This is a genomic window from Bartonella sp. AA168HLJHH (genome assembly GCF_042197365.1).
Lineage (GTDB): Bacteria > Pseudomonadota > Alphaproteobacteria > Rhizobiales > Rhizobiaceae > Bartonella.
Map to the genome: position 1 here is coordinate 26929 of NZ_JBHIRS010000005.1, position 16243 is coordinate 43171.

10 protein-coding genes are annotated in these 16243 nt (G+C 34.8%); 6 read left to right on the forward strand and 4 right to left on the reverse strand.

Features of this window, described 5'->3' with window-relative positions:
* The first annotated feature begins 43 nt into the window (after nucleotides 1-43).
* Together ACFINM_RS04540 and ACFINM_RS04545 are read left to right on the forward strand one after the other, a co-directional pair.
* Nucleotides 44-883, forward strand: coding sequence for a hypothetical protein (locus tag ACFINM_RS04540; RefSeq protein WP_375640735.1), 840 nt, complete (start codon nucleotides 44-46; stop codon nucleotides 881-883).
* A 1640-nt stretch (nucleotides 884-2523) separates the two neighbouring features.
* Nucleotides 2524-3135, forward strand: coding sequence for an invasion associated locus B family protein (locus ACFINM_RS04545; protein ID WP_273791265.1), 612 nt, complete (start codon nucleotides 2524-2526; stop codon nucleotides 3133-3135).
* An 89-nt stretch (nucleotides 3136-3224) separates the two neighbouring features.
* On the opposite strand, the gene ACFINM_RS04550 is transcribed toward ACFINM_RS04545, so the two are convergent.
* On the reverse strand, nucleotides 3225-5855 hold the full coding sequence (locus ACFINM_RS04550; protein ID WP_375640740.1) for a ribonuclease E/G: 2631 nt from the start codon (nucleotides 5853-5855) through the stop codon (nucleotides 3225-3227).
* 587 nt (nucleotides 5856-6442) lie between these two features.
* Here ACFINM_RS04550 and ACFINM_RS04555 point away from each other — a divergent pair.
* The 3 genes from ACFINM_RS04555 to prfB all read left to right on the forward strand — a co-directional run bounded on the left by ACFINM_RS04555 (nucleotide 6443) and on the right by prfB (nucleotide 11604).
* Nucleotides 6443-7672, forward strand: a complete 1230-nt coding sequence (locus tag ACFINM_RS04555) for an N-acetylmuramoyl-L-alanine amidase (protein ID WP_375640745.1) — start codon at nucleotides 6443-6445, stop codon at nucleotides 7670-7672.
* Nucleotides 7673-7840: 168 nt separating this feature from the next.
* On the forward strand, nucleotides 7841-10306 hold the full coding sequence (locus tag ACFINM_RS04560; protein WP_375621237.1) for a penicillin-binding protein 1A: 2466 nt from the start codon (nucleotides 7841-7843) through the stop codon (nucleotides 10304-10306).
* A 169-nt stretch (nucleotides 10307-10475) separates the two neighbouring features.
* A protein-coding gene (gene prfB, locus ACFINM_RS04565; protein ID WP_375640750.1) for a peptide chain release factor 2 occupies nucleotides 10476-11604 on the forward strand; the annotation gives its coding sequence in 2 pieces (ribosomal slippage) (nucleotides 10476-10544 and nucleotides 10546-11604; 1128 coding nt in all).
* A 346-nt stretch (nucleotides 11605-11950) separates the two neighbouring features.
* Here the strand turns inward: prfB and ACFINM_RS04570 are convergent.
* The 3 genes from ACFINM_RS04570 to ACFINM_RS04580 form a co-directional block, all read right to left on the reverse strand.
* Nucleotides 11951-12436 (reverse strand): peroxiredoxin, encoded by a 486-nt coding sequence (locus ACFINM_RS04570; protein WP_375640755.1) that lies wholly within the window; start codon nucleotides 12434-12436, stop codon nucleotides 11951-11953.
* A 190-nt stretch (nucleotides 12437-12626) separates the two neighbouring features.
* Nucleotides 12627-13880, reverse strand: coding sequence for a tyrosine--tRNA ligase (tyrS, locus tag ACFINM_RS04575; RefSeq protein ID WP_375640760.1), 1254 nt, complete (start codon nucleotides 13878-13880; stop codon nucleotides 12627-12629).
* A gap of 323 nt (nucleotides 13881-14203) precedes the next feature.
* Nucleotides 14204-14884 carry an alpha/beta hydrolase gene (locus tag ACFINM_RS04580; protein WP_375613441.1) on the reverse strand — a complete coding sequence of 227 codons (681 nt, stop codon included), beginning with the start codon at nucleotides 14882-14884 and terminating at the stop codon, nucleotides 14204-14206.
* Nucleotides 14885-15044: 160 nt separating this feature from the next.
* Between ACFINM_RS04580 and ACFINM_RS04585 the strand changes: the two genes are divergently transcribed.
* Complete coding sequence (locus ACFINM_RS04585) at nucleotides 15045-16220, forward strand: cysteine desulfurase family protein (protein WP_375640765.1); 1176 nt, start codon at nucleotides 15045-15047, stop codon at nucleotides 16218-16220.
* The last annotated feature ends 23 nt before the right edge of the window (nucleotides 16221-16243 follow it).

Here is a 16243-nt window from a genome sequence, read left to right on the forward strand (position 1 = left end):
AAGCTCCTGTAAATTTTTTAGAAAGAATTTAGCTAAAGATAGCATGCTTTCTTCATTACAAAAGTGTCTAACTATCGTTTTTTTGTTACTCACTTTAATATATGGCGTAAAAAACGCTTATGCTGAGTTATCTTCTGATGAACAATACCAACATTTAAAAAACAAAAGAAAGAATATTAAAGAGAGCATACAATTTATTGAAGAAAGTATATCTCATTTGGATATTTGGGAAAAAAATATTTCTAAAGCAGAATACTATGAGCGTTTACAGGAACGGAATAAGTTATATAAAAAACTGAAAACTCTGAAGGATGAATATTATAATCTTGGTTCGAAATTACAGGATCTAGCTGAAAAAAAACAAAAAATTATCTCTAGAATACATATAGCGAGAGAGTATGAAGTAGGGGAGTATGAAGAAAAGTTGATTAAAGCAAAAGATTATTTAAAAAAAACTCAAACGTTTAATGAATGGGGAATGAATGAGAAAAGTGGAGGTGATGATGAGATAATGAAAAATTATCTCATATTTATTATTGCTTGCAATACGTTAGCGGATATATTGCAAAGTGATATAGGTGCTATTTTGCGCAAAGATTTTGATTGGAAAGATAAAGATTTTAGTTGGGCTAAAGGCGCAAATAATTCAATAAGTCCTAGTTTAGTCAGGGATATTAAAGAATTACTAACAGATGGCTCTTATAGTTATGAAAAACAAATATTTGACGATATAAAAAATAGTCTTACAGAAGATAATTGGTTTGTAAAAAGTGCACCTAAGCTTTGTAATGCCATTAAAGAAGTACATAATATAATGCTTCCAAACAAGAAAAAGAATATTATAGATCGTATGCGTTTTCATGTTGAAGAATTATTCAATTAAAAATTATTTATTTGATTTATGTTGAATTATATTCAAAATAGAAAAATACTTAATTTTTCGTAACGGTATAGTTTAGAAAATTCATAAAAAATAATGCTATAAGAATAGCCAATTAAAAATTTACTCATATAAATACAGAGAAATTAAGATTATATACTAAATAATATTTAAAATATATTTTAATTTTTTGTTTTTAATTATTATTTATAATAAAGTAATTTTATGCACATAAGATATTATATATTGTTCTTATCATATAAGATTTAATATATATATTAAATAATAAAATCATATATCTTTTTTATGTTTTCTTTTTATGCATAATTTTTTGTGCTTGTAGTTTTTTATTTTTATCTGTTTAATTATTTTAATGACGATACATCTCATATCATAAATCTTGTTTCATTAATATGATAAGAGAGCTATTTTATAGCTCTAAGTTGTGTTATATAGAGAAACAAAATGATATTTTTAATTCATTTTTTTCTTAAAACTTAAATCATTAACGATTTATATCTTTGATATTGTGAAAGATAAAAAGAATTTATCATTTTAGTAGATTCTTTTATTTAAGAAATAACTTAAAAGAAATTGATAAAAGCTATATTTTTTATTCACGTTATAAAACTGAGAGATGATATTCGTACAGAAGTGCAATAATAGATGTTTAATATATGAGCATAAATTTATTATGGCTTTAGGCACGTGAGATGATTCATAGGGAGGGTTTCCTTTGTTCAGTAGTTTTATCTATAAAACTAACTCCGCTTGTGATGTACAAGTGGATAAATTTTATTGATTCAACATAAGAGAGGTTTGCGCTATTAGGATCTTTCATACAATATAGAAAAAAGATAAATTATTATTATAAATTAATATGTTATTATATTTTAAGAAAGTTTATTATAAATAAAATATTTTCAGCAGTTATAGATTTTCTCTCTAAGAAAATGTGTTGTTTAATTAAGAAAAAAGCACTTCTTTAGTAGCGTATTTTTAAACTAAACTGTTTAGTTAAACGCTATGGAATATAAAATTTTTATTACAAAAGCGTATCACTATTATTTTGTAAACAAGGGCAGAAAATTGTTCATTAGCAAAAAGCTCTCTTACAATTATGCAGAAATTTTAGACAATCAGTGGTTTTAATTCATTAAATGTTTCAATAATATCGTAGATGATTTTGTTTTTGTGTATCACACAAGGAAAACAGTAAAATTTATCTGATATTTTGGAGCTTCATGCATTGCAACACCTGTTGCAAAGGTTCTATAAGCTTAACATGAAGAGTAATAAATGTAAAAATTTTAATTAGTAAGTTTTTTAGAGTAGTATCAGAGTTTATTTTAATTAATATTGCAATATTGATTCGTTTGTGTAATCTTAGTTTAAGTGCACAGAGGTGTTTTATGGATAGATTGCATCAAATACCAATGTGATGAAGAGGGGAAATGATATGAGTGTATAAAAATTAGAATGGCTCGTCGTATTTTTTCTCTAAATTTGACTTTTTTTTTTATATTGAAGTAAAAATAGTAAAATTAATTGTTATTTCATTATAATTTAATAAATTAAGTTGGAATTATATTTAATATTTTTTTGAAGTTACTTAAGAGCGCGTTGAAAGGATTAACTTAATCATGTCGCATAAAAATGTTTATTCTGCTGTTTCAGTATTAGTTGGAGCCGCTGCCCTTTTTCTTATAGCTGGTATTTCTGCAAATGCGCAAACTTTATCACAAGGTTGGTACAAAGTTTGCAGTAAGCAGCATGATGTTGATATTTGTAATACAATGAATACTGTATTATCGAATACGGGACAACCTTTAACGGCTTTTAATCTTGTTGAAATAAAAGGGAAGCAAAATGAGAAACGTATAGGTATTCAAGTGCCTACAGGTCGTTTTTTGCCAGAAGGTGTTCACATTAAAATTGGTGACGAGTTCTCTAAAAAAATTCCTTATATTATTTGTAATGGACCAAGTTGTATTGCTAATGATGTCTTAGATGATAAGCTTATAGCAGCTATGAAAAGTGGTACAAAAATGGTTGTAACCACAGTTAATTTCCGTGGTTCAGCTAATCCTATTGAATTTTCTCTTAATGGGTTTACAGCAGCCTATACCGGTCCTGGTATGGAGGAAAAAGATTTCCAACAAGAACAAATAAAGCTGCAGCAAGCTATTCAATCAAAGCAAAAAGAAATTGAAGAGCGTATGCGGGCTGAGCAAGAAAAAGCGAAACAAAAGTAATAAAACCACACCATAAAAGTTGGTCAAAACGTTTTCTATAATTGTTTATTTGAACCGCCACAGTTTTCTGTGGCGGTTTTTTTTAATCCTTAATTTTTCGAAAGAATTCTGCGTTTCCACCAACCAATACGTTCAGTTTTGGAAGAATCATTAGGCGTTGATGAAATAACAACGGATTGATTAATTGTTTCTTCAATTTGGGAAGGAGAGGTTTCGATAACTTTCTCCATCTCGATTACAGTTTCTTGCTCTAATATTTTTTGTATTTGCGTTGTCTCTTTAGAAGATGATTTTTTACGTGTTCCACGTGTTGATTTTTTACTCTTTTCAAGAGCTTTATCTTCTACCTCATGAATAGCTTTGTCTGCTTTTTTTGTTTTAGTTTTACGCACCGGACTGGTTGTAGGTTTTTTTTCAAGAGATTTTTGTTCTGCAATATTTTGATCATTCTCTAAAGAAAGTTGATTTTCTACTACTTTTGAAGAACGTGTTTTACGTTTTTTAGGTTTAATACTTGTATCATTTTTTTCAGATTCACTCTGTTGTTGTATATCTAGAGTTTGTGTATTATTTTTTGTTTCTTCAAGTTCAAAAGATTTAGCAGGTGAAACACGACGTTTGCGATGCGCTGCTTTAATTTCTGCTAAAGCTTGCTTAGCAAAATCTCCCACTGGTTCTGCATAAGGAACGCGAATCTGATGAAAACTATTATCTTGATTGCGTCGACCACCACGACGTCCTCGACGACGTCCTCGACGATAAGAATCATCATTCAAGGTATCTTCTTTTTTATGAACGTTGGAGAGAGAATGATCAGTAATTTCACCGTGACGATTTTTGCGCCGACGCTTTTGATTTGTTTCAATGGGAGAAGGATTTTCAATAGATTCACTCTTTATGAAAACAGAATCTTCAATTTCTTGCTTATTGTCATCTTCCAATGAAGATTGAGAAATTCTCTCTGCTATTGAGCCTTTAGAAATAACAAGATGTTGTGTTCCAATACTATCATCTGCTTCAATACTAATATTAAGTTTAAAGCGAGCTTCTAAATTAACAAGAATATTGCGTTTATGATTTAATACATAAAGCGCTGTTGCTACGGGGGTGCGCACGATAATATTATGTTGCGAATTATGAAGAAGATATTCTTCAATTGAGCGCATGACATGTAACGCAATTGATGATTCAGAACGTATATTTCCTGTTCCTGCGCAATGTGGGCAGGGCTGTGTCGTACTTTCTAAAACCGATATGCGAATACGTTGACGACTCATTTCTAAAAGGCCGAAGTGTGAAATATGACCTACTTGAATACGAGCACGATCGTTTTTTAAACAATCTTTTAATTTTTTTTCGACCAGCTTCACATTGCGTTCTTCAAGCATATCAATAAAATCAATCACAATTAAACCAGCAAGGTCACGCAAGCGTAATTGACGCGCTACTTCTTCAGCAGCTTCAAGGTTAGTTTGTAAGGCTGTCTTTTCAACAGAGAATTCTTTCGTAGAGCGGCCAGAATTTACGTCAATAGCAACAAGTGCTTCTGTTTGATTAATAACAAGATAACCACCAGATTTTAAAGAAACCTGTGGTTGCAACATTTTATCAAGTTGAATTTCAATATTATTTCTTGCAAAAATGGGCGTAGGATCACGGTAAGGTTGCACAACTTTTGCATGACTTGGCATGAGCATACGCATAAAGTCTTTCGCTTCACGATATCCTTGGTCTCCAGAGACAAGAATTTCACTAATGTTCTTATTATAAAGATCTCGTATAGAACGCTTGATGAGATTGCTTTCTTCATGGACAAGGCATGGCGCCGTTGACTCGAGTGTCAAAGTGCGAATAGTGTCCCATAACCGCATAAGATATTCATAATCACGTTTAATTTCAGCTTTTGTTCTATTGGCACCAGCGGTTCGTAAGATAACGCCCATACCTTTTGGAACGGCTAATTCTTTTACGATTTCTTTAAGACGCTTACGGTCTTGTACGTTCGTAATTTTTCGTGAAATACCACCACCACGTGCTGTGTTGGGCATTAGAACAGAGTAACGACCAGCTAGAGATAGATATGTTGTAAGGGCAGCACCTTTATTACCACGCTCTTCTTTGATAACTTGTACCAACAAAATTTGACGTCGTTTAATGACTTCTTGAATTTTATACTGGCGCCCTTGTTTTCTTTGATAAATTGGGAGCTCTTCACGGATGTCCTCAGCACCGACCATTTCAATCTCATCATAAGAGATATCAGCATTTAATGCTTCTTCTGTATTATCAATTATTATCGCTTCAGATGTGATATCATTTTCAATATCGGCTGCTATAACATTGTTTTTTTCACTTTTTTTTGTTCTTCTGGAGCGTTTTTTATTTTTAGTTGCTTCTTCCGTAAAGGTATCTACAGAATTTTCTCCTACAGCTTCTTTTTCTTCTTCTTCAAGAAGAGCAAGGCGATCAGCAATAGGAATTTGATAATAATCAGGATGAATTTCAGAAAATGTTAAAAAACCATGTCGGTTTCCACCATATTCAACAAAAGCCGCTTGGAGAGACGGTTCTACACGCGTAATACGTGCGAGATAAATATTCCCCTTGAGCTGTTTTCTATGTTCTGATTCAAAATCAAGTTCTTCAATTTTGTTGCCGTGAACAACAACAACACGTGTTTCCTCCGGATGGGAGGCATCTATAAGCATTTTGTTTGACATAAGTTAATATCCTGAAGGCGACATGCACAATTTTATTCAAACGAACGCTATAACTATTCGTAAACATAAAAGGCTGTCTGCCATAAAAGGGAGGTACCAGAAAAACAGGACGGAACACCACGTGCAAAGGCATGACTGCATTTACACCATTTCTCATCATTATTTCCATCTGTTTTTTATGACTCATATTTTCTTAAAAGTCTCCGGTAAAATAATCTTTAAAACAGTTCGGATATCCGAACCAACGAATCTTAAGTAATGCAATCCTAATGTTACAACATAGAAATTTTTCATCCATAAAAAAGTCTCAACGCATAATAGACAAAAAACCTCTAAAGACAACTTAATATGAGTTACAGATAATTTAGATGACTATTATCAGCTAGGAAGCATAAATATTCTTTTATGTTGATATCATGCGTTTGGCAAGTAACAATGTAAATCATGTATAATTATAATATCTTTATGCCCTTAATTTCGTTTTGAGGTGTTTATTTAGCTTTTATTGAAAAATAGATAATAAATTGGTGTATCATTTTATGTAAACAAGATAAATTATTACAAAGGTAATGTAGAGTATTTTGCTTATGATAAGAGTTTTTTTTACCAAAAAGCTGAAAACAGCTTATGGGGATGTTATTGTGCTCGTCACATACTTTTTATTATCTTTTTTGCTACTCCAAACTAGTGTTCAAGCCGCAGATCCTCTGAGACTTATTAATTTTCGAACCATTGGTGATAGTGTTCATACGCGTATTATTGCGGTTTTTAATTCAAAACCAAATGTTCGTTTACAGATTTTGGACAGGCCCGCACGTTTGGTTATCAATTTACCTACAATTGACTTTTCGATGCAAAATACGCCTTTAAAGAAACGGAATACATTATCCGTTATGCTTTCAGATGTGCGTTATGCTTTCTCTGACATACAGACTTCACGCATTATTTTGACAAGTAAAACGGCTTTTGTGGTTGAAAAAAATGTCGTAAAAAAATTAAATAATGGTTTATGGCAGTTGCTGATTGATATTCGTAAAAGTACACAAGAAAAATTTGATGAGATATTAAAAAAACAGCAAAGAAGCAATTTTGATACAAAAACACAGTTAATGCCAGCATATAATTTCCGTGTTGTTCTTGATCCTGGTCATGGTGGTATTGATGGTGGTGCACGGGGTGTTACTGGAATTTTAGAAAAAGATGTGACTTTAGACTTTGCGCGTGCATTGCGAGACGAATTACAAAAGGATTCTCATATTACCGTTGCTTTAACACGAGATTCCAATATTTTTTTAAGACTAAGTGAAAGAGTTAAAAAAGCGCAAGAGTTTGATGCTGACCTTTTTATATCTATTCACGCAGATACGATTGATCTACATTCTCTTCGCGGTGCCACAGTGTATACCATATCAGATAAAGCCTCTGATGCCATTGCAAAATCTTTAGCTGAAAGTGAAAATAAAGTTGATTTGCTTGATGGTTTGCCTGCAGATGAAACGCTCGAAGTTACAGATATTTTGATGGATCTTACACGACGTGAAACACATACATTTTCGGTTAATTTTGCAAATAGTGTTATTTCAAGTTTATCAAAGAATCATATTAACTTGATTAATAACCCACATCGGTATGCTAATTTTCAAGTTTTAAGAGCTTCAGATATACCCTCAGTCTTGATAGAGATAGGTTATTTATCCAATAAAGAGGATGAAAAGTTATTAAATGATCCTCATTGGAGAAAACAAATGGCAGCCTCTATTGCTCATTCTATTCGTCAATTTGCTGATTATAGGCAGAAAATGATACAGCCTCTTTAAATTTATGAGAAAATAGAGTATCAATATGGGCTTCTAATGTACCCTGGTATAAATAAAAGATAGAAAACAATTTCTCTTGATCTCAATCTTGTGGTGATATCCACTTGGTGTGTTTGAAGTAACGTATTTTTTCTTTAATTAATTCTTAAGAAAGCGATAGCCATTTTTATGATGATTTTTTTAAGATATCTTCTTCGTTTTTTTATTGCTATTGGACTTTATGGTGCAATAACGTGGGGTGTTATGACCAGTGGTCAAGCAAATGCACTCCCTGATTATGAAGTTCTTTCACTTTATGAGCCGCCGGTAATGACCCGTGTCCATGCTTCTGATGGCCGTCTTATGGCAGAGTTTGCAACAAAACATCGCCTCTATTTACCGATTCAATCAATACCAAAGCTTGTTATAAATGCTTTCATTTCGGCTGAAGACAAAAACTTTTATCATCATTTTGGTTTAGATCCTGAAGGACTTTCTCGAGCTTTGATCAATAATATTCGTAATATTGGTTCTGGAAGACGTCCAGAGGGTGCATCAACTATAACGCAACAAGTCGCTAAAAACTTCCTTTTAAGTTCAGAAACAACGTTAGAACGTAAATTTAAGGAAGCTATTTTAGCAATGCGTATTGAGAAAACTTATTCAAAAGATCATATTCTCGAGCTTTATCTCAATGAAATTTATCTGGGTCGTGGCACTTATGGCATAGCTGCTGCTTCTTTGACTTATTTCAATAAATCCGTCAATGACCTGACGCTAGAACAATGTGCTTATTTGGCTGCTCTTCCAAAAGGACCAGCAAATTATGATCCATTTAAGAATACACAACGTGCTATTGATCGGCGTAATTGGGTTATAGACCGGATGATTGCAAATGGATATGTAACGCGTGAACAAGGTGAAAAAGCGAAAGCTAAACCTTTAGGAGCGACAATCCGTGGGAGTGATAGCTATGTTTTTGCAGCTGATTATTTTACTGAAGAAGTACGGCGTCGTTTAATACATCGCTATGGGGCTAAAACACTTTATGAAGGTGGGCTTTCCATTCGTACAACGCTTGATCCGCATTTACAACTTATTGCGCGACGTGCTTTGCACGATGGATTAATTAGATTTGATCATGCGCAAGGATGGCGTGGAGCTTATGCGCATATTGATGAGAAAGGTGATTGGGGGGCAGAACTTGCAGATATCATAGGGCTAAGTGATGTTCCTGAATGGCGTTTAGCTGTTGTTCTTTCTACTAATCCCAACAAAGTAGAGATTGGTTTACAGCCACAGCGCGAAGCTTCAGGTATATTATCAAAAAAACGGGAAATTGCTGTTTTATCTGAAGCTAATTCAAAATGGGCACTCCATGTTGTAAAAGAAAATGGTTATCGAAAAACTGTTCAGAATTTATCTCATGTTCTGCAAGTTGGGGATGTCATTTTTGTTGAAAAACTATCCAATACAAACAACACTTATCGTTTACAACAAATTCCAAAGGTTGAAGGTGCAATTGTTGCTATGGAACCTCATACAGGGCGCGTTCTTGCTATGGTGGGAGGATTTTCTTTTGCCGCATCTGAATTCAATCGTGCAACCCAAGCTTACCGCCAACCGGGGTCTGCTTTTAAGCCTTTTGTTTATGCAGCAGCTCTTGATAACGGATATACACCAGCATCCGTTGTTTTAGATGGCCCCATTGAAGTTCGTCAATATAATGGTGAAGTTTGGCAACCCAAAAATTATGGTGGTACCTTTGCAGGACCTTCAACGTTGCGTTATGGTATTGAGCATTCTCGTAATCTTATGACAATACGGCTTGCCAATGATATGGGAATGCCTCTTGTCGCTGAATATGCAGAACGCTTTGGGGTGGTAGATAAATTGCAGCCTTATCTTCCCATGGCTTTAGGGGCTGGTGAAACAACAGTATTACGGATGGTTACAGCTTATTCCGTTATTGCCAATGGCGGACGCTCTATTAAACCTTCTCTGATAGACAGAATTCAAGATCGTTATGGGAAGACAATTTATCGTCATGATGATCGTATTTGCGAAAATTGTAATACGAATTCATGGAATAATCAAAGTGAGCCCACATTGATTGATGAGCGAGATCAAGTTCTTGACCCTATGACAGCTTATCAAATTACCTCGATGATGGAAGGGGTTGTTCAGCGTGGTACTGCGGCACGTTTACGTTATCTTAATCGACATATTGCCGCTAAAACAGGAACAACCAATGACTCTAAGGATGTCTGGTTTATGGGATTTACTCCTGACATTGTCGTTGGTATTTTTGTCGGTTATGATCAACCAGCTTCGTTAGGATATAATGGAACAGGAAGTTCATTAGCTGCACCTATTTTTGGTGATTTTATGGCAGATGCTCTTAAAGGGAAGCCAGATGTTCCCTTTAAGATGCCAAAAGGTATGATTTTAATGCCAATTAATCGGAAAACAGGAATGCTTGCCGAAAGAGGAGATCAAGATGTCATTATAGAAGCATTTAAACCAGGGACTGGTCCTGCTGATATATATCAAGTTATTGGGAGTACAAATTCTTTTCAAGAAGGTGTTCCTGCAGTAACGACTTCTCCACAAGTCAACAAAGCACTTGAAAGTGGGACAGGTGGCCTGTATTAATCGACAAAATCTCCTTTTGCCATGAGTCATGGTTTTTATCTTTTTTTACAATGTCGGTTCTATAAATAGAGTGATAGAACTGTACCATTTTCTGATAGCAGCTATTAAATTTGTATAAAATGCTAAGAGACACAACCAAAAAGAGTTTTTTAAAATACGGTGTTAAATTATGCGAGCAGAAATAGAAACATTAGTTGATGAAATCCAGAAAGCAATACAATTGCTAAGGGGGCATCTTTGACTGGGATCAATCACTAAAGCGTCTTGAATATCTTAATCAAAAAGCGGAAGATCCATCATTATGGGATGATGCACAACGAGCACAGGATATGATGCGTGAGCGTCAACGTCTTGATGATTCAATCAATGGTCTTTTATCATTTACAAAAACACTTGAAGAATGCATTGAGCTTATTGCGATGGGCGAAGAAGAAAGTGATGTGGAAATTATCGCTGATGCAGAAAGATCAATACGTAATCTTAAAAATGAGATAGATAAAAGGCAAATTGACGTACTTCTTTCAGGAGAGGCAGATCCGAATGATACCTATTTAGAAGTTCATGCTGGAGCAGGGGGAACAGAAAGCCAAGATTGGGCTTCTATGCTCTTACGTATGTATATGCGATGGGCTGAACAGCATGAAATGAAGGTTGAGATTTTAGAAATTCATGATGGAGAAGAGGCAGGAATAAAGTCAGCGACTATTCTTGTAAAAGGGCATAATGCTTATGGAATGTTAAAAACAGAATCAGGTGTTCATCGCTTAGTGCGGATTTCTCCATTTGATTCGAATGCAAAGCGCCATACCTCTTTTGCGAGCATTTGGGTTTATCCAGTTATTGATGACAATATTGAAGTTGATGTTTCAGAGGCAGATGTGCGTATTGATACATATCGTGCATCTGGAGCAGGAGGACAACATGTTAACACGACAGATTCTGCTGTTCGCATCACACATATAAAAACGGGTATTGTTGTTCAATGTCAAACAGAGCGTTCTCAACATAAAAATCGCGCTACGGCTTGGTCGATGTTGCGTGCACGGCTTTATGAAGAAGAGCTTAAAAAAAGAGAAGAAGAAACCAATGCTGCTGAATCTTCTAAAACAGAAATCGGATGGGGACATCAAATTAGATCTTATGTTCTTCAACCCTATCAGCTTGTCAAAGATTTGCGTACAGGAATTGAAAATACGGATCCACAATCCGTACTTAATGGTAATTTAGATGCATTTATAGAGGCAGCACTCGCACGGCGCATTTATGGACAAGACAAAAAAATTGAGGATATTCGTTAATTACATATCCTTCCTTCAAGCCATGTAGATTTTTTCTTAAGCTGTTCGTTTTATGGATGCTGTGATGTTATATAGCCTTTGATACTTTAAAGGTTTAAAGGTTTAAAGGGGGATTTTCTTGTTCCTTTCTTCAACTTTTTCTCACACGCTAATTCTGCTTATGATATTGCAAGTGATAGGAAGAATCTGAAATCAGAAAATTTTGCGATATTCGGGGGACTAATATAAATGTAAAACAATTCATTATCCTTATAAATCAATATATTGTAAAAATTGAATCCGTTGAAAAACTAAAATCAATTAGGGAGAATAACTTTTGCTTTTGAAGGTAAATCAAACACTCAATTTACAAGTTACCATTATGATATAAAAGTGTTGCAGTAGCTAAAACATTTTCAACATGCCCAGATACGCTTACTTTGCGCCATTCTTCTGCTATTATTCCATTTGCATCAATTAAAAAAGTGCTCCGTTCAACTCCCATATATTTGCGTCCATACATGCTTTTCTCAACCCAAACACCATAAGCTTCGAGGGTCGTTTTTTCTTCATCAGAAACCAAGATGACATCAAGTTCATGTTTTATTTTAAATTTATCATGTTTTTTTACATTATCTGGAGAGATTCCAATAACAGCAACACCGATTTCATCAAATTTCATCTTTAATTTTGTGAAATCAAGTGCTTCACTTGTGCAACCACTGGTGTCATCTTTGGGATAAAAATATAAAACAACAGGCTTTCCTTTAAAGTCAGAAAGACACACTGTCTCACCTCCATCGCGCGGCAAAGTAAAATCAGGAGCAAGAGCACCTTTCATTGGTCTTGTCATTGTTTTCATCTTTCTTTTTTGTGTAACAGGTATAAGATATCAGAGTACACAGAAGAAAAGAACTATTCAACTCTCTAGAATTTTATCGTTTTGAAGAGACTTTTATTTCCCTAACAAAATTCGCCCTATCACAACGATTGAATTGAAAGAACAAGCTCGACGTGAACAACATAAACAAAACAGCAAAAGATTATACTGGTTTCATTACAACATGTTTTTTCTTACCAAAAGAAAGTTTAATGGTTCCTTCTGCACTGACATCCCCTTCAATAATAAGATGTGTTTCATCCTCAATAATTTGATCATTTACACGGACACCTCCACCTTGAACGTGTCGGCGTGCCTCACTATTAGATCTAGCGAGTCCTGCTTGTACTAAAAGAGTGAGCAATCCAACACCTTTTTTTAATTCTGAGGCATTAATTTCAACAGTTGGAAGATTTTCTCCCAGAGTTTTTTCTTCAAACGTCTTGCGAGCCGTTTCTGCTGCTGCATCAGCAAGAACACGTCCATGCAACATTGCTGTAATTTCTGTTGCAAGAATTTTTTTTGCTTCGTTAATTTCAGTTCCTTGTAATAGAGAAAGTTTAAGAATCTCATCCATCGGCAATGGAGTATAGAGCTTTAGAAATCGTGTTACATCAGCATCTTCTGTATTGCGCCAGTATTGCCAAAATTGATAAGGTGAAAGTTTATCCGCATTTAGCCATACAGCCCCATTCAATGATTTACCCATTTTGGCACCGGAAGAGGTTGTCAGCAATGGTGATGTTAACGCATATAATTGCGGTGTTCCTAAACGATGTCCTAATTCGATTCCGTTAATAATGTTGCCCCACTGATCAGAGCCCCCCATTTGCATACGCAACCCATAACGTTTATAAAGTTCAACAAAGTCATAAGCTTGCAGAATCATATAATTAAACTCTAAGAATGACAAAGAGTGCTCACGCTCAAGTCTGAGTCTGACAGAATCAAATGACAACATACGGTTGACAGAAAAATGCTTTCCTACATCACGCAAAAATTCTAAGTAGTTTAAATTGCATAACCATTCAGCATTATTCACAATACAAGCATCGGTTTCTCGGTCACCGAATGTCAAATAGTTAGCAAATACCTTTTTAATACCATCAATATTTGCAGCAACATCATCTTGTGTCAGAAGGCGTCGCGCTTCGTCTTTGAAAGAAGGATCACCAATCAATCCGGTTCCTCCACCCATTAAAGCAATGGGGCGATGACCCGTTTTTTGTAACCAATAAAGCATCATAATCTGAAGAAGACTTCCAGCATGTAAACTCGATGCTGTTGGGTCAAATCCAGTATAAGCGCTTACAGTTTCTTTTGAAAAAAGATCATCTAAGCCTTTTTCATCTGAAATTTGGTGGATAAAACCACGTTCGCTCATAATGTGTAAAAAATCAGATTTAAAGGCAAACACAGATTTAATTTCCTAATTTAAGAGTGCATTTATTGTATATAATAGGCGACTATATAACGAATTATTAATGCGTTATCTATCATAACTGACGCACACCTCACAAGAGAAAGAGACATATTGGTAGTATAAAGATAATAATACAGGTATTATTTCTTTTTTACGCTAAAAAAGAAACTTCTTAGTAATAGAAAAAAGGTGTTCTGTTATTCTCATTTCTATCCTGAAATAAAATTTAGAAAAATTTTAAATGCAGACTAAAAAAAATTACTTTGTTATGATCAGAGACGATTTTTGCTAATTTTTTATAAATCTATCGTATTTTCCTAAGTTAGTGAAAGTATTTCAGGAGGAGGAGCGAGAAGTTCATTGGAGATATGGTTATCCAAATAGTGGGCACATCGTTCAATAAGTTTTTCATGACATCCACTGAAAAAGTGATTAGCCTCTTCCAATATTTCTTGTGTAATGATGATACCTTTTTGTGTTTTTAATTTATCGACAAGTATTTGAACATCTTTTGGAGGGGCAACTTTATCGATACCGCCATGAATGATAAGTCCAGAAGAGGGACAAGGTGCAAGAAATGAAAAGTCATAAACATTAGGCTGAGGGGCAACTGAGATAAATCCCTCAATTTCCGGTCGGCGCATTAAAAGCTGCATACCAATCCATGCTCCAAATGAGTATCCTGCTACCCAACAATTTTTAGAGTCTGGATGTTGTGTCTGCACCCAATCGAGAGCAGCAGCAGCATCTGAAAGTTCTCCTATTCCATAATCAAATTCACCCTGACTACGACCAATACCACGAAAGTTAAAACGTAAAGTTGTAAAGCCACGTTGTTGGAACATATAAAAGAGGTCATAGACAATTTTATGATTCATAGTTCCACCAAATTGGGGATGAGGATGCAAAATGATCGCAATGGGTGCATTTTTTTGTTGTGAAGGTTGATAACGCCCTTCGAGCCGACCCGCGGGACCGTTAAAAATAATTTCTGGCATAAAATGCTCCTTAATGCAATAAAAGGCTCTCTTTGACCCTGGTCGACTTTTACCATAGAATCTCTTAAATAATTATTAGATATTCTTTTTTTAGTGCACTTTTCAAGAAAAATGCGCTATTTTTTCAATCAATTCATAAGATTAATGATTGCGATGTAAAATGGTTATAAAACGCCGATATTTTGATCATAACGCAACAACACCGCTCAAAAAAGTGGCACGGATAGCGTTACTGGAATCTTTAGAGATATTTGGTAATCCATCATCGGTTCATAAGGAAGGGCGTGCCGCTAAAACTTTGTTGCAAAAGTCCCGTCGGCAAATCGCTGAAAATCTTAAAACAGATCCAGATCACGTGGTATTTACCTCTGGTGCGAGTGAAGCCGCAATGACTTTGTTAACACCTTTTTACAATATGGGGAAAGCAAAAGTTAAATTTTCTCATCTTTACCTTGGAGCGACTGAACATCCCTCTGTTGCAGAGGGAGGACGTTTTTCTAAAGAGTTGATAAGCGTCATTGATGTTGATCAAGATGGGCTCATACAACAAGATAAATTAACATCACTCTTAACGGTTCACGATAAAACAACAGGTTTACCTCTTGTTGCTATTCAAGCTGCAAATAGTGAAACGGGTGTTATTCAACCGTTAACAGAAATCGCCGCTATTGTTCGGGATTTAGGAGGCACTCTTATAGTTGATTTGACACAATATGTAGATAAAAATTTTGTGGATATTCATCAGCTAGGAGGAGACTTTTTTATACTGTCTGCACATAAAGTTGGCGGTCCTAAAGGAATCGGTGCTTTTGTTTCATGTGGTAATCTTCTCATGCCACACCCTCTTATTATTGGGGGAGGACAAGAAAAAGGTCTCCGTGGAGGAACAGAAGCATTGCCCCTTATTGCTGCTTTTGGGGCAGCAATGACTGATTGCTTCACACAGGAGGAAATAAAACAGTTAATATATTTACGCAATAAATTAGAAGCTGGACTACAAAAAATAAGTAAAAATGTTGAGATTTTTGGCAAAAGAGTTCAACGTTTGCCAAATACAACTTACTTTACCGTGAAAAATATAAAAGCTGAAACGATGCAAATTGCTTTTGATTTAGAAGGGTTTTCTTTATCATCCGGCTCTGCCTGTTCTTCAGGAAAAGTAAAACAAAGCAAAGTGTTGGAGGCAATGGGGTATCATGTTCCAAATGGTGCCATTCGCATTTCGCTAGGGCGTGGCACAACTTCTGAAGATATTGATGATTTTCTGTCGTTTTTTTCTCAAATTATAAGCAGGAAAAAAGGGGAAGATTTATCATCAGAAAGTTATAAAAATTAGAATTATTTTAAAAATAAAATAAG